At 59.6% G+C, this 18,710-nt stretch carries 20 protein-coding genes; 10 read left to right on the top strand and 10 right to left on the bottom strand.

Features of this window, described 5'->3' with window-relative positions; all coding sequences use genetic code 11:
- The first annotated feature begins 187 nt into the window (after nucleotides 1-187).
- Genes RBH10_RS17450 through RBH10_RS17440 form a run of 3 tightly spaced genes read left to right on the top strand, consistent with a single transcriptional unit; the run spans nucleotide 188 to nucleotide 3,483 of the window.
- Nucleotides 188-643, top strand: a complete 456-nt coding sequence (locus tag RBH10_RS17450; protein WP_281036352.1) for a MarR family winged helix-turn-helix transcriptional regulator — start codon at nucleotides 188-190, stop codon at nucleotides 641-643.
- Nucleotides 640-2,397 (top strand): MFS transporter, encoded by a 1,758-nt coding sequence (locus tag RBH10_RS17445; protein ID WP_281036353.1) that lies wholly within the window; start codon nucleotides 640-642, stop codon nucleotides 2,395-2,397. Before RBH10_RS17450 ends, RBH10_RS17445 begins: the two co-directional genes overlap by 4 nt.
- Before the next feature lie 18 nt (nucleotides 2,398-2,415).
- On the top strand, nucleotides 2,416-3,483 hold the full coding sequence (locus tag RBH10_RS17440) for an HlyD family secretion protein (protein ID WP_281036354.1): 1,068 nt from the start codon (nucleotides 2,416-2,418) through the stop codon (nucleotides 3,481-3,483).
- 267 nt (nucleotides 3,484-3,750) lie between these two features.
- Here RBH10_RS17440 and rplI read toward each other — a convergent pair whose 3' ends face one another.
- From rplI to RBH10_RS17415, 5 genes are all read right to left on the bottom strand, one after another.
- On the bottom strand, nucleotides 3,751-4,326 hold the full coding sequence (gene rplI, locus RBH10_RS17435) for a 50S ribosomal protein L9 (protein ID WP_045015823.1): 576 nt from the start codon (nucleotides 4,324-4,326) through the stop codon (nucleotides 3,751-3,753).
- A gap of 14 nt (nucleotides 4,327-4,340) precedes the next feature.
- The gene (locus RBH10_RS17430) at nucleotides 4,341-5,315 is read right to left on the bottom strand and encodes a hypothetical protein (RefSeq protein ID WP_045015824.1); all 975 of its coding nucleotides are present in this window, start codon (nucleotides 5,313-5,315) and stop codon (nucleotides 4,341-4,343) included.
- Nucleotides 5,316-5,508: 193 nt separating this feature from the next.
- Complete coding sequence (rpsR, locus tag RBH10_RS17425; RefSeq protein WP_003496832.1) at nucleotides 5,509-5,757, bottom strand: 30S ribosomal protein S18; 249 nt, start codon at nucleotides 5,755-5,757, stop codon at nucleotides 5,509-5,511.
- A 13-nt stretch (nucleotides 5,758-5,770) separates the two neighbouring features.
- Complete coding sequence (gene rpsF / locus RBH10_RS17420; protein WP_003512373.1) at nucleotides 5,771-6,232, bottom strand: 30S ribosomal protein S6; 462 nt, start codon at nucleotides 6,230-6,232, stop codon at nucleotides 5,771-5,773.
- 291 nt (nucleotides 6,233-6,523) lie between these two features.
- On the bottom strand, nucleotides 6,524-7,567 hold the full coding sequence (locus RBH10_RS17415; RefSeq protein WP_281036355.1) for an aldo/keto reductase: 1,044 nt from the start codon (nucleotides 7,565-7,567) through the stop codon (nucleotides 6,524-6,526).
- Nucleotides 7,568-7,788: 221 nt separating this feature from the next.
- Here RBH10_RS17415 and fabD point away from each other — a divergent pair, with 221 nt between their 5' ends.
- From fabD to gmk, 7 genes are all read left to right on the top strand, one after another.
- The gene (gene fabD, locus RBH10_RS17410; RefSeq protein WP_045015826.1) at nucleotides 7,789-8,733 is read left to right on the top strand and encodes an ACP S-malonyltransferase; all 945 of its coding nucleotides are present in this window, start codon (nucleotides 7,789-7,791) and stop codon (nucleotides 8,731-8,733) included.
- Nucleotides 8,734-8,832: 99 nt separating this feature from the next.
- Nucleotides 8,833-9,570 (top strand): 3-oxoacyl-[acyl-carrier-protein] reductase, encoded by a 738-nt coding sequence (gene fabG / locus RBH10_RS17405; protein ID WP_006314577.1) that lies wholly within the window; start codon nucleotides 8,833-8,835, stop codon nucleotides 9,568-9,570.
- A 351-nt stretch (nucleotides 9,571-9,921) separates the two neighbouring features.
- Entirely contained in the window at nucleotides 9,922-10,158 is a 237-nt protein-coding gene (locus RBH10_RS17400; RefSeq protein WP_003502080.1) for an acyl carrier protein, read from the top strand.
- A 247-nt stretch (nucleotides 10,159-10,405) separates the two neighbouring features.
- Nucleotides 10,406-11,668, top strand: a complete 1,263-nt coding sequence (fabF, locus tag RBH10_RS17395; RefSeq protein ID WP_045016405.1) for a beta-ketoacyl-ACP synthase II — start codon at nucleotides 10,406-10,408, stop codon at nucleotides 11,666-11,668.
- Nucleotides 11,669-12,018: 350 nt separating this feature from the next.
- Nucleotides 12,019-13,230 (top strand): endolytic transglycosylase MltG, encoded by a 1,212-nt coding sequence (gene mltG / locus RBH10_RS17390; protein WP_281036356.1) that lies wholly within the window; start codon nucleotides 12,019-12,021, stop codon nucleotides 13,228-13,230.
- Nucleotides 13,231-13,299: 69 nt separating this feature from the next.
- On the top strand, nucleotides 13,300-14,187 hold the full coding sequence (locus tag RBH10_RS17385) for a YicC/YloC family endoribonuclease (RefSeq protein WP_281036357.1): 888 nt from the start codon (nucleotides 13,300-13,302) through the stop codon (nucleotides 14,185-14,187).
- Nucleotides 14,188-14,192: 5 nt separating this feature from the next.
- Nucleotides 14,193-14,858, top strand: a complete 666-nt coding sequence (gene gmk, locus RBH10_RS17380; protein WP_281036358.1) for a guanylate kinase — start codon at nucleotides 14,193-14,195, stop codon at nucleotides 14,856-14,858.
- 14 nt (nucleotides 14,859-14,872) lie between these two features.
- Here the strand turns inward: gmk and RBH10_RS17375 are convergent, their stop codons facing one another.
- The 5 genes from RBH10_RS17375 to RBH10_RS17355 all read right to left on the bottom strand — a co-directional run bounded on the left by RBH10_RS17375 (nucleotide 14,873) and on the right by RBH10_RS17355 (nucleotide 18,480).
- Complete coding sequence (locus RBH10_RS17375) at nucleotides 14,873-15,322, bottom strand: type II toxin-antitoxin system VapC family toxin (protein ID WP_281036359.1); 450 nt, start codon at nucleotides 15,320-15,322, stop codon at nucleotides 14,873-14,875.
- Entirely contained in the window at nucleotides 15,315-15,569 is a 255-nt protein-coding gene (locus tag RBH10_RS17370) for a type II toxin-antitoxin system Phd/YefM family antitoxin (protein WP_281036360.1), read from the bottom strand. Before RBH10_RS17370 ends, RBH10_RS17375 begins: the two co-directional genes overlap by 8 nt.
- Nucleotides 15,570-15,660: 91 nt before the next feature.
- Nucleotides 15,661-16,491: a 16S rRNA (adenine(1518)-N(6)/adenine(1519)-N(6))-dimethyltransferase RsmA gene (rsmA, locus tag RBH10_RS17365; protein ID WP_281036361.1), complete on the bottom strand. Its 831-nt coding sequence runs from the start codon at nucleotides 16,489-16,491 to the stop codon at nucleotides 15,661-15,663.
- Nucleotides 16,491-17,513, bottom strand: a complete 1,023-nt coding sequence (gene pdxA / locus RBH10_RS17360) for a 4-hydroxythreonine-4-phosphate dehydrogenase PdxA (protein ID WP_281036362.1) — start codon at nucleotides 17,511-17,513, stop codon at nucleotides 16,491-16,493. The genes rsmA and pdxA overlap by 1 nt, the downstream gene beginning before the upstream one ends.
- A 19-nt stretch (nucleotides 17,514-17,532) precedes the next feature.
- Nucleotides 17,533-18,480 (bottom strand): peptidylprolyl isomerase, encoded by a 948-nt coding sequence (locus tag RBH10_RS17355; RefSeq protein WP_281036363.1) that lies wholly within the window; start codon nucleotides 18,478-18,480, stop codon nucleotides 17,533-17,535.
- Between the last annotated feature and the right edge of the window lie 230 nt (nucleotides 18,481-18,710).

Here is an 18,710-nt window from a genome sequence, read left to right as displayed (position 1 = left end):
TCCCCAGCAATCCACAGGCGGGTGAGGGACAGACCCGGTTTGATGGCTCCGGAATTTCATGGCAACGTGATTCGCTGCCATGAGTTTAGCGCATGGCAGACCCGGCGTGAAAGAAACTTGAAAATCGTCAGTCTTCCAAATAAATAGGCAGTAAATAAGTAGTGTGCTAATTATAAGGCTAGCTGACATGTCCCGCGAAACCGACAAGGAACAGCTTCTGGACGAGGTTTCCGCTTTCACTCGCAAGCTGCGCGCATTTTTTGACGCGCGGGTAGGGGAAAGCGGTCTGACGCTGGCGCGTGCGCGTGCGCTTTTCGCCCTGTCGCGGCGCGGGCCGCTGACCCAGACGGAACTTGCCGAGGAAATGGAAATCGAAACGCCCACGCTGGTGCGCGTGCTTGACGGCATGGAGAAACAGAACCTCATCGAGCGCCGTTCCGATGAGACCGACCGTCGTGCCAAACGCATCCACATGACGGCGGAGGGAGAGAAAACCTCCGAGACGGTGCAGGCGGTGGCAAAAAATCTCCGTTCGGAAATCGCCGCCGATATTTCCTCGCAGGATCTGGCGATGGCGCTGGATGTCATGCGGCGGCTTTCGGCCAATCTGCAAAATCTGGCGAGCGGGAGGGTACAATCGTGAGTACCGTGGTGCCGCAAACGGCGGATGAGGCCGCTTCCGAAAATGCCGAAGCGACGGTCAAGCCCGCCGACGTACAGAAAGAAGACGCCGCTGCTCCTCAGGTGACGAGCAGCGCAAACCCCGACGGAACCGCGCCGGAACCCGCCACTCCCGCCGCACCGCAACCGGTGGAGCGGCCAGTGTGGTTGCGGCTGTGTTTCATCTTCGCGGGCCTCGCGTTCTTCATCACGCAAGGGTTGGGCATGAACCTCGTCATGGCCAATCTCTACCAGTTGCAGGGCGAGTTTTCCGCTACGGTGGCCGAGGTTGCCTGGCTTTCCGCCGCCTATATGGCGCCCTACGCCACGTTTTCCATCGCGCTGTTCAAGGTGCGCACGCAATATGGATTACGGCCCTTTGCAGAACTTTCGATTATCGTTTTCGTGATCGCCTCCTGCCTCAACCTGTTCGTGACAGATCTGCATTCGGCGATCGTTATCCGCTTCCTCAGCGGCATGGCGGCGGCACCTCTTTCCTCGCTCGGTTTTCTCTACATTCTGGAGGCCTTTCCACCGGCGCGAAAATTCTCGCTGGGCTTCAGCATCGCGCTCACCGGCACCTTGCTGTCAGCGCCGCTGGCGCGCATCGTTTCGCCCTCCCTGCTGGAAATTGGCGGCTGGAATGCCCTCTACACCATGGAAATGGGCTTCGCGCTGATCTCGCTCGCTTTGATCTACATGTTGAAAGTCACGCCGCCGCCACGCGCGAAAGTCATCGAGCGTACGGATATTCTGAGCTATCTCCTGTTTGCGGGCGGTCTTGGCTGCCTGGCGGTCATGCTGACGCTTGGCCGGTTCTACTGGTGGTTTGAAACATGGTGGCTTGGCGTACTCCTGGCCACGTCGATCACGCTCCTCACGCTGATGGTCTTCATAGAGTTGCCGCGCAAGAACCCGCTGCTCGACCTGCGCTGGATTTTCTCGAAAACCAACCTGCACGTCATCGCGGTCCTGCTTATCTACCGCGCAGTTTCCTCCGAGCAATCCTCGACGGCGGTCAGCTTTTACCAGCAGCTTGGTCTTTTGAACGACCAGACGATCTCGCTTTATGCTCTGGTGCTTCTGGCGACGGTTCTCGGCGGCGCGGCCTGCGCGTGGCTGATGCTGACGAAATATGTCGATACGGCCCATGTGATTGCGCTTGCCCTTATCGCGGCCGGCGCTTTCATGGACAGCCAGTCCAACAATCTGACGCGGCCGGGTGAGATGTATCTCAGCCAGATGATGATCGCCTTCGGTGCCGCCATGTTCCTGCCACCTGTGATGGCTAAGGGCTTTGCCGCCGCACTTGCGCGGGGGGCGCCCTATCTGGTGAATTTCATCACCATCTTCCTGTTTACCCAGATCACCGGATCGATGCTGATGACCGGGCTGCTCGGCAGTTTCGTGACGCTGCGCGAAAAATTCCATTCCAATATTCTGGTGGAAAATATCCTGCTCACCAACCCCGTCGTCGCCCAGCGCGTGTCGCAGCTTTCCGGCGCCTATAGCCATGTCATCACCGATCCGGCGTTGCTGAAGGCCGAAGGACTTTCCCTCCTTGGCCAGCAGGTCACCCGAGAGGCCTATGTGCTTGCCTATAATGATACCTTCCTTTTGATTTCCACCGTTGCGGCGCTGGCGCTCATGGCGCTTTTGCTCCACCTTGCATGGCTGCGCATCCGTCCCCGCTTTTTCCGGGACAATGTCGATGCCGCGCCGGCGCCACAGTCTTGAACCTCCAAGAGTGATAAAATGCTGAAGAAGATTTTTACCCCCGTTTCCATTCTCGTGCTGCTCGGTGGCCTCGCCGGTGTCGCGCTCGTGCTTTACGCGTGGCGCCTGCCGCCGTTCCTCTCCTCCGTCGAAATGACCGACAACGCCTTCGTGCGAGGTTACGTCACGACGATGAGCCCGCAGGTGAGCGGTTACGTCGTGGATGTGCCGGTGAAGGACTATCAGGAGGTCAAACAGGGCACGTTGCTTGCAAAGATCGACGACCGCATTTACCGCCAGAAACAGGCGCAGGCGGGAGCCGCTCTCGATACGCAAAAGGCGGCGCTGGACAATTCCCGCCAGCAGGAAAACGCGGCCAACGCCAACATCCTTTCCAGCGAGGCGGCGGTCGACAGCGCTGAAGCATCGCTGAAGCAGGCGCAACTTGCATCCGATCGTCAGGACAATCTCATCAAGAGCGGCGTCGGAACCTCCAGCCTGCAGGAAGAGGCGCATGCCGCGCTTGAAAAGGCACGGGCATCGCTCTCGCAGGCGAAAGCGGCGCTCGAAGTGTCACGGCAGGATTTGCAGACGATCATTGTCAATCGCAGTTCCCTGCAGGCCGCTGTCGCCAACGCCGAGGCTGCTGTCGAACTCGCAAAAATCGACCTCAACAATACCGAAATTCATGCGCCGGTGGACGGCAGGCTCGGTGAAGTCGGTGTGCGGACCGGTCAATATGTTACGGCTGGTACGCAATTGATGGCCGTTGTGCCACACGATGTCTGGGTCATCGCCAATTTCAAGGAAACCCAGCTTGCGGGCATGCAGGTCGGCCAGCCGGTAACGATCTCGGTGGATGCCCTGCATCGCCGCAAGCTTAACGGCCGCGTCGAGCGGTTCTCACCCGCCACTGGATCTGAATTCGCTGTTATCAAACCCGACAATGCGACCGGCAATTTCGTGAAGATCGCCCAGCGCCTCGGCGTGCGCATTGCAATCGACGCCGATCAGCCGCTGGTGGCCGATCTGTCGCCGGGCATGTCGGTGGTCGTGCATGTGGACAAGAGCAATGAGCCGGTGGAAGCGGAGACGGCGGCGAAGTAGTCTGGCTATTGAGTATGCCGAGAGGCACCCCCCTCTGTCCTGCCGGACATCTCCCCCTCAAGGGGGGAGATCGACCCGAGGCGAGGTCTCGGCCATCTCGACATTTTGAGAATGAAGTGATGGGAAAGCTTCTTGCCGATCTCCCCCCTTGAGGGGGAGATGTCCGGCAGGACAGAGGGGGTATCCCTCCACACACTCCAACCCCAAAAAACGAAAAACCCCGGATGTCGCCATCCGGGGTTTTCCTTATGACCACAAGGCCAAATCTTATTCGTCGTCGCCGTTGCCGTCAGCTTCCGGATCGAAGAAGTCTTCCGGACGCAGCGCGTCTTCGTCAACGCCGTAGATGGCGTCGGCGGAGGTGAGGCTTTCGCCCTTGGACTGACGCTCAGCTTCTTCAGCCGAACGGGCAACGTTCAGCTCAACCTGAAGCTCGACTTCAGCATGCAGGTGCAGCGTAACGTCGTGCAGGCCGATGGTCTTGATCGGCGTGTTCAGTTCGACCTGGTTGCGGCCGATGTTGAAGCCTTCGGCAGCCAGGATATCGACAACGTCGCGAGCGGCGACAGAGCCGTACAGCTGGCCGGTTTCGCCAGCCGAACGGACGACGATGAAGGACTTGCCTTCAAGTGCTTCGGCAACCTTCTGGGCTTCCGACTTGCGCTCGAGGTTACGGGCTTCAAGCGTTGCGCGCTCGGTTTCGAAGCGGGTCTTGTTGGCGGCGTTGGCGCGCAGCGCCTTGCCCTGCGGCAGCAGGAAGTTACGTGCGTAACCGTCGCGAACCTTTACGGTTTCGCCCATCTGGCCGAGCTTGTTGATGCGTTCGAGAAGAATAACGTCCATCTTCTTGATCCTTTCTAGTTGTTGTTTTCGTTCGTGTTGTCAGTTTTCCGCGTCGGGGTGAGGGAGATCGTGCTGCGCACGTCGCTCAATCCCAACACAAGAATGAGAAGCAGCGGAAAGACAAAGACCGCCGAGAGATAGGCGAGGATGAGAACCGGCAGACGCCAGTCCTTTCCGCGCGCGCGTTTGTGCAGCGAGGCGTAACCCGCCATCAGGAAGCCTGCACCGAATGTGCCGCAGACGACCGCGCCGATCATGGCGGCAGCGCCCCCGAAGAACATGGCGACGATGCCGCAGAGAAAAACGAAGATGGCGTTGCGGTGCATGCGCAGCGCGGAAGGGATGTCCTCGCGCGGGCGAAGGCCCTTACCGAAGGAGCCGACCAGCCGGGCCGCGAAATAATAGGCCGCAAACAACAGGATGACCCACAGGCCGCCCTGAACGATCGGCAGCATCAGAACCAGCAGCGATTTCGTCTGCGCAAGCGCCTCGACATTGGGTTCGAACAGCGGTTCGCGGCTCTGCACTGATGTCATCATCAGGTCGACCATGCGGGCGACGAGATCGGGACCATATCCGATCATCCAGCCAAGAATGACGACCGCGACCGAAACCAGAAGGCAGAGATGCAGGACGATGCCAGACAGCGGATACCAGGCAAGCAGATCATCCGGGCCACCGAGTTCGGAGGCCGGGCGCGCCAGATTGGCAAGATGCGAAAGCCAGCCCGCCGGGATCAGCGTGAAGATCGCGATGGTCAGCGAGAAAAGCGGCGATATGACGAGCGCGCCGATGATAGCCGTGGTGATGATCGCAACCACGGCAGCGCGATTGCCCCAGCCCATGCCGGCGATGAAGATGGGCATGGCCGAACCGGCGTAAAGCAGGAAAGAAAAGGACGACTGTGCCGTTGCGCCAAGCGTTAGAAACGCGGCGCATATGCCGGCGAGAACGCCGGTGATCAGCACTGTCTGGTTCAACTTTTGCACTTCGCTGTCCTGCTGGAAACTTGAGCAGTTAGAGGACCGGTCCAATCAGGATCGTCGTCCCCAACATGGGATTTATGGTATCGATCCGCGCCCAACGCGGAAGGATCTAGAAACCCTCAACCTACTGCGTAGAAGGCAGTAGCTTCGAGAGGAAAAACGAGGCCGCGCCAAAACGCAGCCTCGCTTCAAATCATTACGCTACGACGTAAGGCAGCAGGCCGAGGAAACGGGCGCGCTTGATCGCCTGGGCGAGTTCGCGCTGCTTCTTCTGGGAAACGGCCGTGATGCGGGAAGGAACGATCTTGCCGCGCTCGGAAATGTAGCGCTGCAGAAGACGTACGTCCTTGTAGTCGATCTTCGGAGCGTTTGCGCCGGAGAAGGGGCACGTCTTGCGACGGCGGTGGAATGGGCGGCGTGCCTGGGAAGAGGATGTATCAGCCATTGGTCAATTCTCCTTATGCACGGTCTTCGCGCGGACGGCGCGGACGGTCTTCGCGGTCGCCGAAGCCACCTTCGCGCGGTGCGCGGGGACCACGATCTTCACGCGGGCCACGGTCCGGACGGTCGCCATCGCGGCGCGGACGGTCGTCACGGTCGCGCTTCTGCATCATCGCGGACGGGCCTTCTTCGTGGGCTTCGACGGCGATGGTCATGTAGCGAAGAACGTCTTCGTTGATGCGCATCTGGCGCTCGATTTCATGGATGGCAGGCGCCGGAGCGTCGATGTCCATGAGAGCGTAGTGAGCCTTGCGGTTCTTCTTGATGCGGTAGGTGAGGGACTTCAGACCCCAGTTCTCGACGCGTCCGACTTTACCGCCGAACGATTCGATAACGCCCTTGTACTGCTCGACAAGTGCGTCGACCTGCTGGGCAGAAATATCCTGCCGGGCAAGGAAGATGTGTTCGTAAAGAGCCATTTAAGCTTTGCCTTTCTTGCGTTTCGTCCTTCACCCGGCAACGGCGCTAAGCCTCAACGACTGCTCTTGGGTAGGCGGTAAAGCCTTAAAGCAAGAAAAGCGTTGTTCGAGACGGTCGAGAGCGGAGACACGGGAGGCCGGAAAAACCTTATGGTTCCTGCTGTTCCGTTACCGGAACCAGCCCTCCGTTCAGCCACCAGCCAATTGGACCGGGTGTTGTGAACAGCGCGCTTATACCCATTTTTGCCCGGAATGCAAGGACCGAGGGCGAAAAAGCGCGCCGTGATGTCGTCAGATCGGCATCGGATATTGCCGGTGGATCGCCGCGATGCCCTTCAGCACCTCTTCCGGCAGCACCACATCGGCTGCTGCGATATCCACCTTCAGCTGTTCCATCGTCGTTGCGCCGATGATGACGGAGGCCATGAAGGGGCGCGTCAGGCAGAACGCGATGGCAAGCTTTGCCGGATCGAGGCCATGTTGCGCGGCAAGCTCCAGATAGGCCCTGACCGGCGCTTCCTGAAGCGGCTGCAGGCGGCCGCCGAGATCCGCGTTGATGGTGGCGCGCGATCCCGCCGGGCGGGCGACGTTCTGGTACTTGCCGGTGAGAATCCCGGCCGCCAGCGGCGAATAGGCGAGCAGGCCGACATCCTCGTGATGGGCGACTTCCGCCATGTCGAGATCGAAGGTGCGGTAAAGCAGGCTATATTCGTTCTGGATGGTGGCGACGCGCGGCAGGCCACGGGCCTCGGCAATATCGATATACTTCTGGGTGCCCCAGGCGCTTTCATTGGAAAGACCGATGGCGCGGATCTTGCCGGCTTTCACCAGTTCGCCGAGCGTGTCGAGCTTCTCGGTGATTTCAGCCAGCGTGCGCTCTTTCTCCTGACCGAAGGCATTGAAGCTCCAGGCGCCGCGGAAATGATAGGTGCCGCGGTTCGGCCAGTGGATCTGGTAGAGGTCGATATAATCAGTCTTCAGCCGCTTGAGGCTGGTATCCACCGCCTCGCGGATGGCGCTCGCATCGATATCGCGGCCACCGCGAATATAGTCGCGACCGGCGCCGGCGACCTTGGTGGCGAGCACGACCTGATCACGCTTGCCGGTCTTTTCGAACCATGTGCCGATATAGTCTTCCGTCCGCCCCTGCGTTTCAGCGGAAACGGGGGTGGTGGGGTAAAGCTCGGCCGTGTCGAAGAAATTGACGCCGTTCTCCAGCGCGTAATCCATCTGCGCATGCGCTTCGGCTTCGGTGTTCTGCGTGCCCCACGTCATTGTGCCAAGGCAAATTTCGGACACGGAAATACCCGTGCGGCCCAATAGTCTCTGTTTCATGGAAATGTTCCGGTGCTTGGGGAGATGTTTTGAAAGGTGGCATGAAAGTAATGGGGAATTGCCGCAGTGCAAGAAAAAATATGATGAAAAGAAAGGGGAAAATAGATCGGCAAAACCCGTGGATGGGGTGCCGGAGGGCTTCAAGCCTTGACTCCTAAGGCCGGAATGTGAATGGAAGTCCAAAGAATAAAGGCAAGGCCAGACAAGAAGGACCACATCCCATGGGTATTGCATTCACATTTCCCGGTCAGGGAAGCCAGGCCGTCGGCATGGGCAAGGAACTCGCCGACACCTACGTTGAGGCGCGCGCCGTATTCGAGGAAGTCGATGAGGCGCTCGGCCAGAAGCTTTCCGATATCATGTGGAACGGCCCGGAAGAAACGCTGACGCTGACGGCCAACGCCCAGCCGGCCCTCATGGCGGTGTCCATGGCGGTCATGCGGGTTCTGGAAGCGCGCGGTCTCAAGCTCTCCGACGCCGTCTCCTATGTCGCGGGCCATTCGCTCGGCGAATATTCGGCGCTCTGTGCCGCCGGTACCTTCTCCATCGGCGATACCGCACGGCTTCTCCGTATCCGCGGCAATGCCATGCAGGCCGCCGTGCCGGTGGGCGAGGGCGCGATGGCAGCGATCATCGGGCTGGAGCATGATGTGGTTTCCGCAATCTGTGAAGAGGCCGCCATTCTCGGCGTCTGCCAGATCGCCAACGACAATGGCGGCGGCCAGCTGGTTATCTCCGGCGGCAAGGCGGCTGTCGAGAAGGCCGCGGCGCTCGCTTCCGAAAAGGGCGCCAAGCGCGCCATTATGCTGCCGGTTTCCGCGCCCTTCCACTCCGCGCTGATGGCGCCTGCCGCAGAAGCCATGCGCGAGGCGCTGGCGGCTGTCGAAAAGCACAACCCGGTCGTACCTGTTATCGCCAATGTGCGCGCCGCTCCCGTTTCCGACGCCAATGAGATCGCCGCCCTGCTGGTCGAGCAGGTGACGGGTCAGGTGCGCTGGCGCGAGACGGTGGAATGGTTTGCCGCCAACAATGTGACGCAGCTTTATGAGATCGGCTCCGGCAAGGTGCTGACGGGCCTTGCCCGCCGCATCGACAAGACGGTGAATGGCGTTGCCGTCAACGGCGCTGCCGATATCGACCAGCTTCTGGCCACTCTTATCGGCTGAGACGGGCCTCGCCCCGTAACGGCCTTTTGTTTTACGATAATTCCCGATGCAATTCCGTTAAAAGGCTTTTGCGGAATTGCTCTAAAGAAGGAACGGACCATGTTAGATCTGACAGGCCGCAAGGCTCTCGTAACCGGCGCGACCGGCGGCATCGGCGAAGAAATCGCCCGCCTTCTGCACAAACAGGGCGCAACCGTCGGCCTGCACGGCACGCGCGTTGAAAAGCTCGAGGCGCTGGCGGCGGAACTTGGCGATCGCGTCAAGATTTTCCCGGCCAACCTTGCCGACCGCGCCGAAGTCAAGGCGCTCGGCGAAAAGGCCGAAGCCGAGCTGGAAGGCGTCGATATTCTCGTCAACAATGCCGGCATCACCAAGGACGGCCTGTTCGTGCGCATGAGCGACGAGGACTGGGACAACGTCATCGAAGTGAACCTGACCGCGATGTTCCGCCTGACGCGTGAGCTGACGCATCCGATGATGCGCCGCCGTTTCGGCCGCATCATCAACATCACCTCCATCGTCGGCGTCACCGGCAACCCCGGTCAGGCCAACTATTGCGCCTCCAAGGCCGGCATGATCGGTTTTTCGAAGTCGCTGGCGCAGGAAATCGCCACGCGCAACGTCACCGTCAACTGCGTGGCGCCCGGCTTCATCGAAAGCGCCATGACCGGCAAGCTGAACGACAAGCAGAAAGACGCCATCATGGGTGCCATCCCCATGAAGCGCATGGGAACAGGCGCTGAAGTCGCTTCGGCCGTTCTTTATCTGGCTTCCAATGAAGCTGCCTACATGACCGGCCAGACCTTGCACGTCAATGGCGGCATGGCGATGATCTGACGCCGGGTAAAAGGTGTCTTGAAACGATTGCGGCGCTATTTCAGCACCTTCTTGGGTAGCTGGGCGCCGCAAGACCCTCCACGCCGGTTTCCGGCGAAATTGCCTGTCATACGTTGTGCTTAGCGCGTTTTCAGGCTTTTCGACCGATTGAAACCGTGTTAATCGGGCCAAGACTGTGAACAGTCGTCCCGGAGAGACAGGAAGCCGTTGCGATTTTGCGCGACGATGTCTAGCTTGGACCGGGTTGAACGGGTTTGCCAGCAGTGCCGGATTTGAACGGCGCATGAGGGCTTCTAACAGGGCAGGGTGCCGCGAGGCATTCCCTTCAAAATAAAGGTCGAGGAAACCGACATGAGCGATATCGCAGAACGCGTAAAGAAAATTGTAATTGATCATCTGGGCGTCGACGCCGACAAAGTTGTTGAAGGCGCAAGCTTCATTGACGATCTGGGCGCTGATTCGCTCGACACCGTTGAACTGGTCATGGCTTTCGAAGAAGAATTCGGCGTCGAGATCCCTGACGACGCAGCTGACTCGATCCTGACTGTTGGCGACGCCGTCAAGTTCATCGAGAAGGCCCAGGCCTGATCGACCTGCATCGGGGAGGTGTAATATCCTCCCGTCTTGGCCCGGCTTGTCCGGGCCAATATTTTATCGTGAGGCGGAACGCGCCCGAAAGACGTGCGTCCTGACGAATGCATAAGTTTCCGAACCGGCTCTGGCCTGCGGAAAATTATGCGAAAATTCAAAATGTTGCTGCGCCTGTTTCCGCCATTCCATGGCGTGCGGCGTTGCAAAAAAGACCGATGATTTGGATAAGGGCGGAGCGTTGGCGATGAGGCGTGTCGTTATCACCGGTACCGGCATGGTATCTCCTCTTGGATGCGGAACGGAAATCACCTGGGAACGGCTGCTGGCCGGCCAAAACGGTGCCCGTCTCGTAACTGAATTCGAAGTCGAAGACTTGCCCGCAAAGATTGCCTGCCGCATTCCCGTCGGCGATGGCTCCAACGGCACCTTCAATGCCGATGACTGGATGGAAGTCAAAGAGCAACGCAAGATCGATCCGTTCATCCTGTATGGGGTGGCTGCTGCCGACATGGCGCTTGCCGACGCCGGCTGGCATCCCGAAACGGACGAGGACCAGATCGCGACAGGCGTTCTGATCGGCTCCGGCATCGGCGGTCTGGAAGGTATTGTCGAGGCGGGTTACACGCTGCGCGACAAAGGCCCGCGCCGTATTTCTCCATTTTTCATTCCCGGCCGTCTGATCAACCTTGTTTCCGGCCACGTTTCCATCCGCCACAAGCTGCGCGGGCCGAACCATGCCGTGGTAACGGCCTGCTCGACCGGCGCGCATGCCATTGGCGATGCCGCCCGGATGATTGCGTTCGGTGATGCCGAGGTCATGGTCGCCGGTGGTGCCGAATCGCCGGTTTGCCGCATCGCGCTTGCCGGTTTTGCCGCCTGCAAGGCGCTTTCCACCCAGCATAACGACGATCCGCAGAAGGCATCCCGCCCCTATGACCGCGACCGTGACGGTTTCGTCATGGGCGAAGGTGCCGGCATCGTGGTTCTGGAAGAGCTGGAACACGCCAAGGCGCGTGGCGCAAAGATTTATGCCGAAGTCGTCGGTTACGGTCTGTCCGGTGATGCCTATCACATCACGGCGCCGTCCGAGGATGGTGATGGCGCATATCGCTGCATGCAGATGGCACTGAAGCGCGCCGGTCTGACAGCTGACGATATCGACTACATCAACGCCCACGGCACCTCCACCATGGCTGATACGATAGAGCTTGGTGCGGTTGAACGGCTTGTCGGCGAATCGGCCTCAAAGATTTCGATGTCTTCCACCAAATCGGCCACCGGCCATCTTCTCGGTGCGGCCGGTGCGATCGAAGCGATCTTCGCGACGCTCGCGATCCGCGACAATATCGTTCCGCCGACGCTGAACCTCGATAATCCCGATGTGGAGACGAAGATCGACCTCGTGCCGCACAAGGCGCGCAAGAGGCAGGTCAATGTCGCCCTGTCGAATTCCTTCGGGTTCGGCGGCACCAACGCCTCCCTCGTGCTGCGTCGTTACGAAGCATAAATTGCGAAGACCCGGCGCCGCAAACCGCCTGAGGCGGTGCGGCTCCCTCCTGCCGGGTGTCGAGAGTGCTCTTCTTTTGAAGAACGCATTGCGGTTTGCGAAAGCCATTCCGATTTTCGCGCCGATATTGTAGTCGTTTACGGGAGACGGTTTACCGGGTTTGGAATAGTTTCCTGCTGTGGGCGGATTTCCCGCAGCAAGCGGCTTTCTCTGGCCGGTTTTGCCGGGAACGACGATTCGTGAAGGAGGACACGATGTCTCTATGTGGTGCAGGAAGATATTCCGAACCTGTTTTTGCCGCATTACCTGCGCAAAAGGCGCTGACAACGCCGAACTGAAAAGGAACGACGGTGAGCGACACGAATCAGAACAACCAGGGACCATACGGCGCGGGCGAGGGCAATCGCGGCCCGATCATCCCTAAATCCCCGACCGAGGCCCTGCGTCCGGAAAAGGTGCCGGCTCCGCCGAAGCGTTCCCGCAAGGCCCATGGCCAGCTGGTGATCTTCCTGAATTTTCTGATGACGCTTGCGGTTGCCGTCTGCGTGCTTGCGATCGCGGCCTTCTATTACATGATCAATGCGTTCCAGGAGCCCGGTCCGCTTCAGACGAACACGCATTTCACGGTGCGCAACGGCGCCGGCCTCATAGAGATTGCCAATAATCTCGAGCGCAACGACGTTGTCTCCAACGCCCGTGTCTTCCGCCTGATGACGGGCAGCTATCTGCAAAAAGACCAGACGCTGAAAGCGGGCGAATACGAAATCAAGGCCGGTGCATCCATGAAAGATATCATGATGCTGCTGGAATCGGGCAAATCGATCCTTTATTCCGTGTCGCTGCCCGAGGGTCTGACCGTCAAGCAGATGTTCGCGCGCCTCGGCGCAGACGAGATACTGGATGGTGAACTGCCCTCGACCCTGCCGCCGGAAGGCAGTCTTCGCCCCGATACCTATCGCTTTACCCGCGGTACGAAGCGCGAGGAAATCATCAACCAGATGAGTGCGGCGCAGGACAAGCTCATCGACATGATCTGGGAACGACGCGACCCCGACCTGCCGATCAAGACGGTCGAGGAGTTCGTGACGCTTGCCTCGATCGTCGAGAAGGAAACCGGCAAGGATGACGAACGCGCCCATGTCGCCTCGGTCTTCTACAACCGTCTGAAAAAAGGCATGCGCCTGCAGTCGGACCCGACGATCATCTACGGTCTGTTCGGCGGTGACGGCAAGCCTTCCGACAGGCCGATCTACCAGTCGGACCTGCAGAAGCAGACGCCGTTCAACACCTATGTCATCAAGGGTCTGCCGCCGTCTCCCATCGCCAATCCGGGCCGGGCGGCGCTCGAGGCGGTTGCCAATCCGTGGCGCACCGACGACATCTATTTCGTTGCCGATGGCACCGGCGGCCATGTGTTTGCAAAGACGCTGGACGAGCACAACGCCAATGTGCGCCGCTGGCGCAAGCTCGAGGCGGAAAAGGCGGCTTCCGGCGCCAATCCCGACGTTGCCGTGGATGGTCAGCCCGGTGGCACCGAGGCGGAAAAACCGGCCAATAACTGATAATCCAGACCGGGCCTTGTCATTACAAGGCCCGGTTTTTTTGAACGGCATGATGGGGGCTTTCTGAATATGACATTGCAATCGATGACCGGGTTCGCGCGCAGCGAAGGAACATCCGGCCGTTACCGTTGGGCGTGGGAATTGCGCTCGGTCAACGGCAAGGGGCTGGATGTGCGCCTGCGCCTGCCCAACGGTCTGGAAGCGCTGGAGACGGGTCTGCGGGAAATCGCAGGCCTGTATCTTTCCCGCGGCAATGTTCAGGCGGGGTTGACGCTGTCGATTGCCGAAAACCGGCTGGAGGCGGTGATCAACCGCGATGCGCTCGCCGCTGTTCTCGCTCTCAAGAAGGAACTGGGCGACGTCGTCGACGACAAGCCTTTGAGCTTCGATACGCTGCTGTCGCTGCGCGGACTGGTCGATTTTCGCGAGGCGGAAGATGACGCAGAGGCGCAGGCCGCGCGCAACGCCGATGTGCTTGCCGGCTTTGCCGCCGCCGTCGAGAAGCTGAAGGACATGCGCGAGCGGGAAGGGGCTTCCCTGTTTGCCATCCTCTCCGGCCAGATCGACAGGATCGAGCAACTCGTGAAACTCATCGAAAACGATCCTTCCCGACAGCCGGAACAGATCGCGGCAAGGCTTGCCCAGCAGATCGCCCTGATCGGTGAGGGCCTGCACGGGCTTGATCGCGACCGTCTGCACGCCGAGGCGGCGCTGATCGCCACCAAGGCGGATCTGCGCGAGGAGGTCGACCGGCTGCACGCCCATGTCGAGGCGTCGCGAGAGCTTTTGGCCAATGGCGGGCCGGTTGGCCGCAAGCTCGATTTTCTTGCACAGGAATTTAACCGCGAGTCGAATACAATCTGTTCCAAATCGAACGCCAGTGCGGTAACCGCAGCAGGCATAGAACTGAAAGTGGTTATCGACCAGTTCCGCGAGCAGGTCCAAAATCTGGAGTAGACCCCATGGTCCCGGTGAACAATTCTCCCGTCACGATTGCCCGCAGAGGGTTGATGCTGGTGATTTCGTCGCCATCGGGCGCGGGTAAATCCACGATCGCGCGCAACCTGCTCGACAAGGACAAGAACATCAGCCTTTCCGTCAGCGTGACGACGCGCCCGCGCCGCCAGAGCGAGATAGAAGGCATCCACTATCACTTCATTACCAAGCGCGAGTTCGAGCGCCTGCGTGACAGCGATGAGCTTCTGGAATGGGCCGAGGTTCACGGCAATTTCTACGGCACGCCGCGCGAACCGGTGGAAGTGGCAATGGCGGCCGGACGCGACATGCTGTTCGACATCGACTGGCAGGGCGCCGAGCAGCTTCAGGACAAGATGAAGGCCGACGTCGTGTCGATCTTCATCCTGCCGCCGACCATGACCGAGCTGCAATCGCGCCTGCACCGCCGCGCCGAAGACACCGAAGAGGTGATAAAGACCCGGCTTCACAATTCCCGCGCCGAAATCGAACACTGGCGCGATTATGATTATGTCATCCTCAACGACGACCTGCAGGCGGCCTTCGAGGCCGTCGAGGCGATCGTCAAGGCCGAACGCGTCCGCCGCGACCGCCGCCACGGCATGTTCGATTTTGTGCGCGAACTACTTGCGGAAGAGCCGAAGCTCGGCTGAGCACTGTTTTTGCGCTACTTCTGGAGTGACGACGGCAAATCGACCTGAATTCCCAACGGAAGAAAATGCTTCAAGTTTTCGGTTATCACAGTCAGACTATAGACTTGAGCGGTGGCGGCAATGATCAGGTCGCCAAGCCCGGGATGACGGCCTTTGCTGTTTGCCATATCTTCCATCGCGCCCGCTACACGGGCAACCACGATGTCCATTGGTAATATTCGATCCCCGAAGTTTTCGGTCAGCGCGTTTAACCAGTCATTCAGTCGTTTGGCGCGACCGACCGCGCCTTTGCGATCAAGATATCCTATTCCCTTTTGGATTTCCGCAATGGTCATTGCTGACAGATAAAGTGCATATGCCTCGCCTTGCACATGGAACCATGTGCGGGCCGCTTCGGAGGGTGTAGGTTTGTCGGGGGCAAATCGGGATATGATATTGGTATCGAGCAGGAAGCCGTTACTCAAAATCGGTTTCCCTCATGGTTGACGGATTGCGCGCCAGATCCACTCCGCCCGGATAGGTCAGCAGGAAATCACCGAAATTGGGGCGCGGCGTCTTCAGCGCCTTTTTTGCGGCTTCGGCCGCCTCAACGGAAACGAGCACCGCTGCCGGTTTGCCGTGACGCGTGATCGTCACGAACTCGCCCTTCGCTGCTTCATCGATCAGTGTGGCAAAACCGGCTTTTGCTTCGGCGACGCTCATGCTCGACATGCGGAATCTCCAAAAATGACCATATAAGGACATAATAGTAGAGCACAGAGTTGCAAGCAACCTCCGTCGTTGCCGTCTGCCTAACCTGACCTCAAAGACAATTCGCCAACGTCACGAATTCCTCCACCGAGAGCGTTTCCGCCCGTCGTGTCGCATCGATGCCCGCCTTTTCCAGCAGGGTTTCGCCGCCCAGGCTTTTTACGCTCTGGCGCAGCATCTTGCGGCGTTGGCCGAAGGCGGCCTCGGTCACCTTTTCGAGCTTCGCGACGTCGCAAGGCAGCGGTTTTTCTTTTGGCAGCAGGTGTACGACAGTCGAGGTGACTTTCGGCGGTGGGCTGAAGGCCTGCGGGGGGACGTCGAAGGCCATTTCCGATACCGTGCGCCAGCCGGAGAGGACGCCGAGGCGGCCGTAATGGTTGTCGCCTTCTTCCGCCACGATGCGTTGGCCGACTTCCTTCTGGAACATCAGCGTCATGGAAAGCCAGAAAGGCGGCCATTCTTTCGGCAGCAGCCAGTTGACCAGCAATTGCGTGCCGACATTGTAAGGCAGGTTGGCGATGATCCGCACGGGTTCGCCGGCCGGAACCAGAGCCTCGAAATCGGTCTTCAGCGCATCGCCTTCGATGACTTCGAGACATCCGGGATAATGCGCTTCGATTTCCGCCAGCGCCGGCAGGCAGCGGCTGTCGCGCTCAATCGCGATGACCTTTTTGGCACCCAGCGAAAGAATGGCGCGGGTGAGACCGCCGGGGCCGGGGCCGACCTCGATCACCGTCACGCCTTCAAGCGGACCGGCGGTTCTGGCGATCTTCTGGGTGAGGTTGAGATCGAACAGGAAGTTCTGCCCGAGCGACTTCTTCGCGTCGAGCCCGTGGCGCTGGATGACATCGCGCAGCGGCGGCAGTCCGTCTATTGCGGCCATTATGCGCTGACCTTGCTGCGGAAGGAAATCTCCGCCGCCATCTTCAGCGCCGCGACAAGGCTCGTCTCGCTGGCAATGCCTTGGCCGGCAATACCGAAGGCGGTGCCATGGTCGGGCGAGGTGCGGATGAAGGGCAGGCCGAGGGTGACATTGACGGAATCATCAAAGCCGAGCGCCTTGGCCGGAATGAGTGCCTGATCGTGATACATGCAGACGGCGACATCATAGCGCCTGCGGGCGGCATCGTGAAACATCGTATCGGCGGGCAGGGGGCCGAAGGCGTCGATCCCGTCTTTCCGCAACCGCATGGTCGCGGGGTGAACGATATCACGATCCTCGGTGCCGAGCGCGCCGTCTTCACCCGCATGCGGGTTGAGACCGGCAACGGCCAGACGCGGTGCCTCGATGCCGAATTTCTGCCGGAGATCGGCATCGATGATGCGGCAGGTGGTAACGATCAGTTCTTCGGTCAGCGCCGAAGGCACGTCCTTGACGGGAATATGGATCGTCACCGGCACGACGCGGACTTTGGGTCCGGCAATCATCATGACAGGCATCACCTGTTTGCCGGTCAGGCGCAAAGCGAGATCGGCTAGAAATTCCGTATGACCGGGAAAACCGAATCCCGCTTCGTAAAGCACGGACTTCGCAATCGGATTGGTGACGACGGCGGATGCCTTGCCCTCGACAGTCAGGGCAACGGCGGTCTCGATCGCCTTGATCGTCGCATGGGCGGCTCCGACATGCGGCTGGCCCGCCTGAACCTCAAACCCGACGGGAAGAGGAAGGATGGGAAAAGCACGGTCGAACAGGCCGACGGCATCCGCCGTATCGCAGGTCTCGATATTGACCGGAATGCCGATCAGCGAGGCACGGCTTGCCACCACATCGGGATCGCCGATGAAGATGAAAGGCGGCACGCCGTTCTCCCGGCGCTTGGCCCAGGCGGCAATGGCGATATCGGGGCCGATACCGGCTGGATCTCCCTGTGTCAGGGCAAGCGGCAGGGATGCATGTGTCACGGAAAGGCCGGCTCTCGTATCAGGTGTTGACGATCTGCGCCTTCTTGCGCAACTCATCCATATATTTCTTCTCGTTCGGGTTTTCGCCGCTCTTGGCTTTCATCAGGTCTTCGGATTTGAACACCATTTCCGCGGCATAGTCGTCTGAAACCTGACGTTGCTTGCAGATCGCCAGATATTCGACGCCCTTGTCGGTTACACGCGTACCGGTGGTGCCGCCTTCCTTGGTCTTTTCCACCAACGCCTTCCAGTCTTCCGGCAGCTCGGGCGCCAGAATCCGTCCGAGATCCTTGATCGCCACGTCACGCATGGTCGCAGCAAAGGTCATGGCCTGATCGCAGCCGGGATAACGCTTGCGCGAGGCTTCAGCCTCGGCCTTGCGCTTGCCGGTGATGGCGTTGCGTTTTGATTCAGGGATGACGAAGATCACCTGTTGCAGGAAATATTCCGTCGTGACCGGCTTGTCGCCACGTTCCTTCAGGCGGGTGACGAGGTCCTGATTGGACATCTTGCCACGCGCGCCATAACGGGCGTTGACCAGGCGCGGCCAGCTCATCTGCACGGCGATGAAGGATTTGAAATGGTCCGCACCGACGCCGGCCTTGGCAAGGATCTGCGTCAGTTGGTCCGGTTTCATCTTGTTGTTGGCAGCAAAGCGCGCAAAAGCCGCATCAACCTCTTCGGTACTGACGGACATCTTCACGCGGCCGATTTCCTCGCGTTTCAGCGCTTCATCAACTAGCTGCTCGCGTGCCTTTTCGGCGAGATTGCCGGACTGGCGCTGCAATTTCAGAAAGGCGACACGCTTTGCAATATCGTCATTGGTGATGGGGGTCTTGTTGACGACGATCTTGACCGTGCTGTCGGCGAAGGCCTGGCCGGTATAGGGTAAAACGGCCATGGGAGCGGCAAATATCGCAAAGGCGAATGCAGCGCCACGCAAAGCCGTCTTTCCGAAATTCATCATATCCTTCTCCCTTTCGTCGGGCGGGGTTCTGTTCCCCGTCCCGCCAATCTGTTCTGTCTGCCAATGGGGAAATATTCCTTAACCCCGGCTTTTCAGACCTGCACCTGTGCGTCCGCACCGCGAATTTGCCACGTATATATCATCGCGATCCGCAAAACGGCAATGCGTCGGTTTGTTGAAAGAAACCCCGATGGTCCTATACCGGACCGACACTGGCGCGTTGTTGCGGC

Origin of the sequence: Rhizobium sp. AN73 (assembly GCF_030757975.1) — a bacterium.
Lineage (GTDB): Bacteria > Pseudomonadota > Alphaproteobacteria > Rhizobiales > Rhizobiaceae > Agrobacterium > Agrobacterium arsenijevicii.
Note: the sequence above shows the minus strand (reverse complement) of the source record. Positions and strands in the feature narration are given on the sequence as shown.

Bases quoted from the DNA above. Each gene is read 5' to 3' on its own strand.
- RBH10_RS17415 (WP_281036355.1), bottom strand. From the start codon at position 7,567: ATGAAACAGAGACTATTGGGCCGCACGGGTATTTCCGTGTCCGAAATT.
- RBH10_RS17450 (WP_281036352.1), top strand. From the start codon at position 188: ATGTCCCGCGAAACCGACAAGGAACAGCTTCTGGACGAGGTTTCCGCT.
- fabG (WP_006314577.1), top strand. From the start codon at position 8,833: ATGTTAGATCTGACAGGCCGCAAGGCTCTCGTAACCGGCGCGACCGGC.
- rpsF (WP_003512373.1), bottom strand. From the start codon at position 6,232: ATGGCTCTTTACGAACACATCTTCCTTGCCCGGCAGGATATTTCTGCC.
- gmk (WP_281036358.1), top strand. From the start codon at position 14,193: ATGGTCCCGGTGAACAATTCTCCCGTCACGATTGCCCGCAGAGGGTTG.
- rplI (WP_045015823.1), bottom strand. From the start codon at position 4,326: ATGGACGTTATTCTTCTCGAACGCATCAACAAGCTCGGCCAGATGGGC.
- RBH10_RS17400 (WP_003502080.1), top strand. From the start codon at position 9,922: ATGAGCGATATCGCAGAACGCGTAAAGAAAATTGTAATTGATCATCTG.
- rsmA (WP_281036361.1), bottom strand. From the start codon at position 16,491: ATGGCCGCAATAGACGGACTGCCGCCGCTGCGCGATGTCATCCAGCGC.
- fabD (WP_045015826.1), top strand. From the start codon at position 7,789: ATGGGTATTGCATTCACATTTCCCGGTCAGGGAAGCCAGGCCGTCGGC.
- fabF (WP_045016405.1), top strand. From the start codon at position 10,406: ATGAGGCGTGTCGTTATCACCGGTACCGGCATGGTATCTCCTCTTGGA.
- RBH10_RS17385 (WP_281036357.1), top strand. From the start codon at position 13,300: ATGACATTGCAATCGATGACCGGGTTCGCGCGCAGCGAAGGAACATCC.
- RBH10_RS17370 (WP_281036360.1), bottom strand. From the start codon at position 15,569: ATGTCGAGCATGAGCGTCGCCGAAGCAAAAGCCGGTTTTGCCACACTG.
- rpsR (WP_003496832.1), bottom strand. From the start codon at position 5,757: ATGGCTGATACATCCTCTTCCCAGGCACGCCGCCCATTCCACCGCCGT.
- RBH10_RS17355 (WP_281036363.1), bottom strand. From the start codon at position 18,480: ATGATGAATTTCGGAAAGACGGCTTTGCGTGGCGCTGCATTCGCCTTT.
- RBH10_RS17440 (WP_281036354.1), top strand. From the start codon at position 2,416: ATGCTGAAGAAGATTTTTACCCCCGTTTCCATTCTCGTGCTGCTCGGT.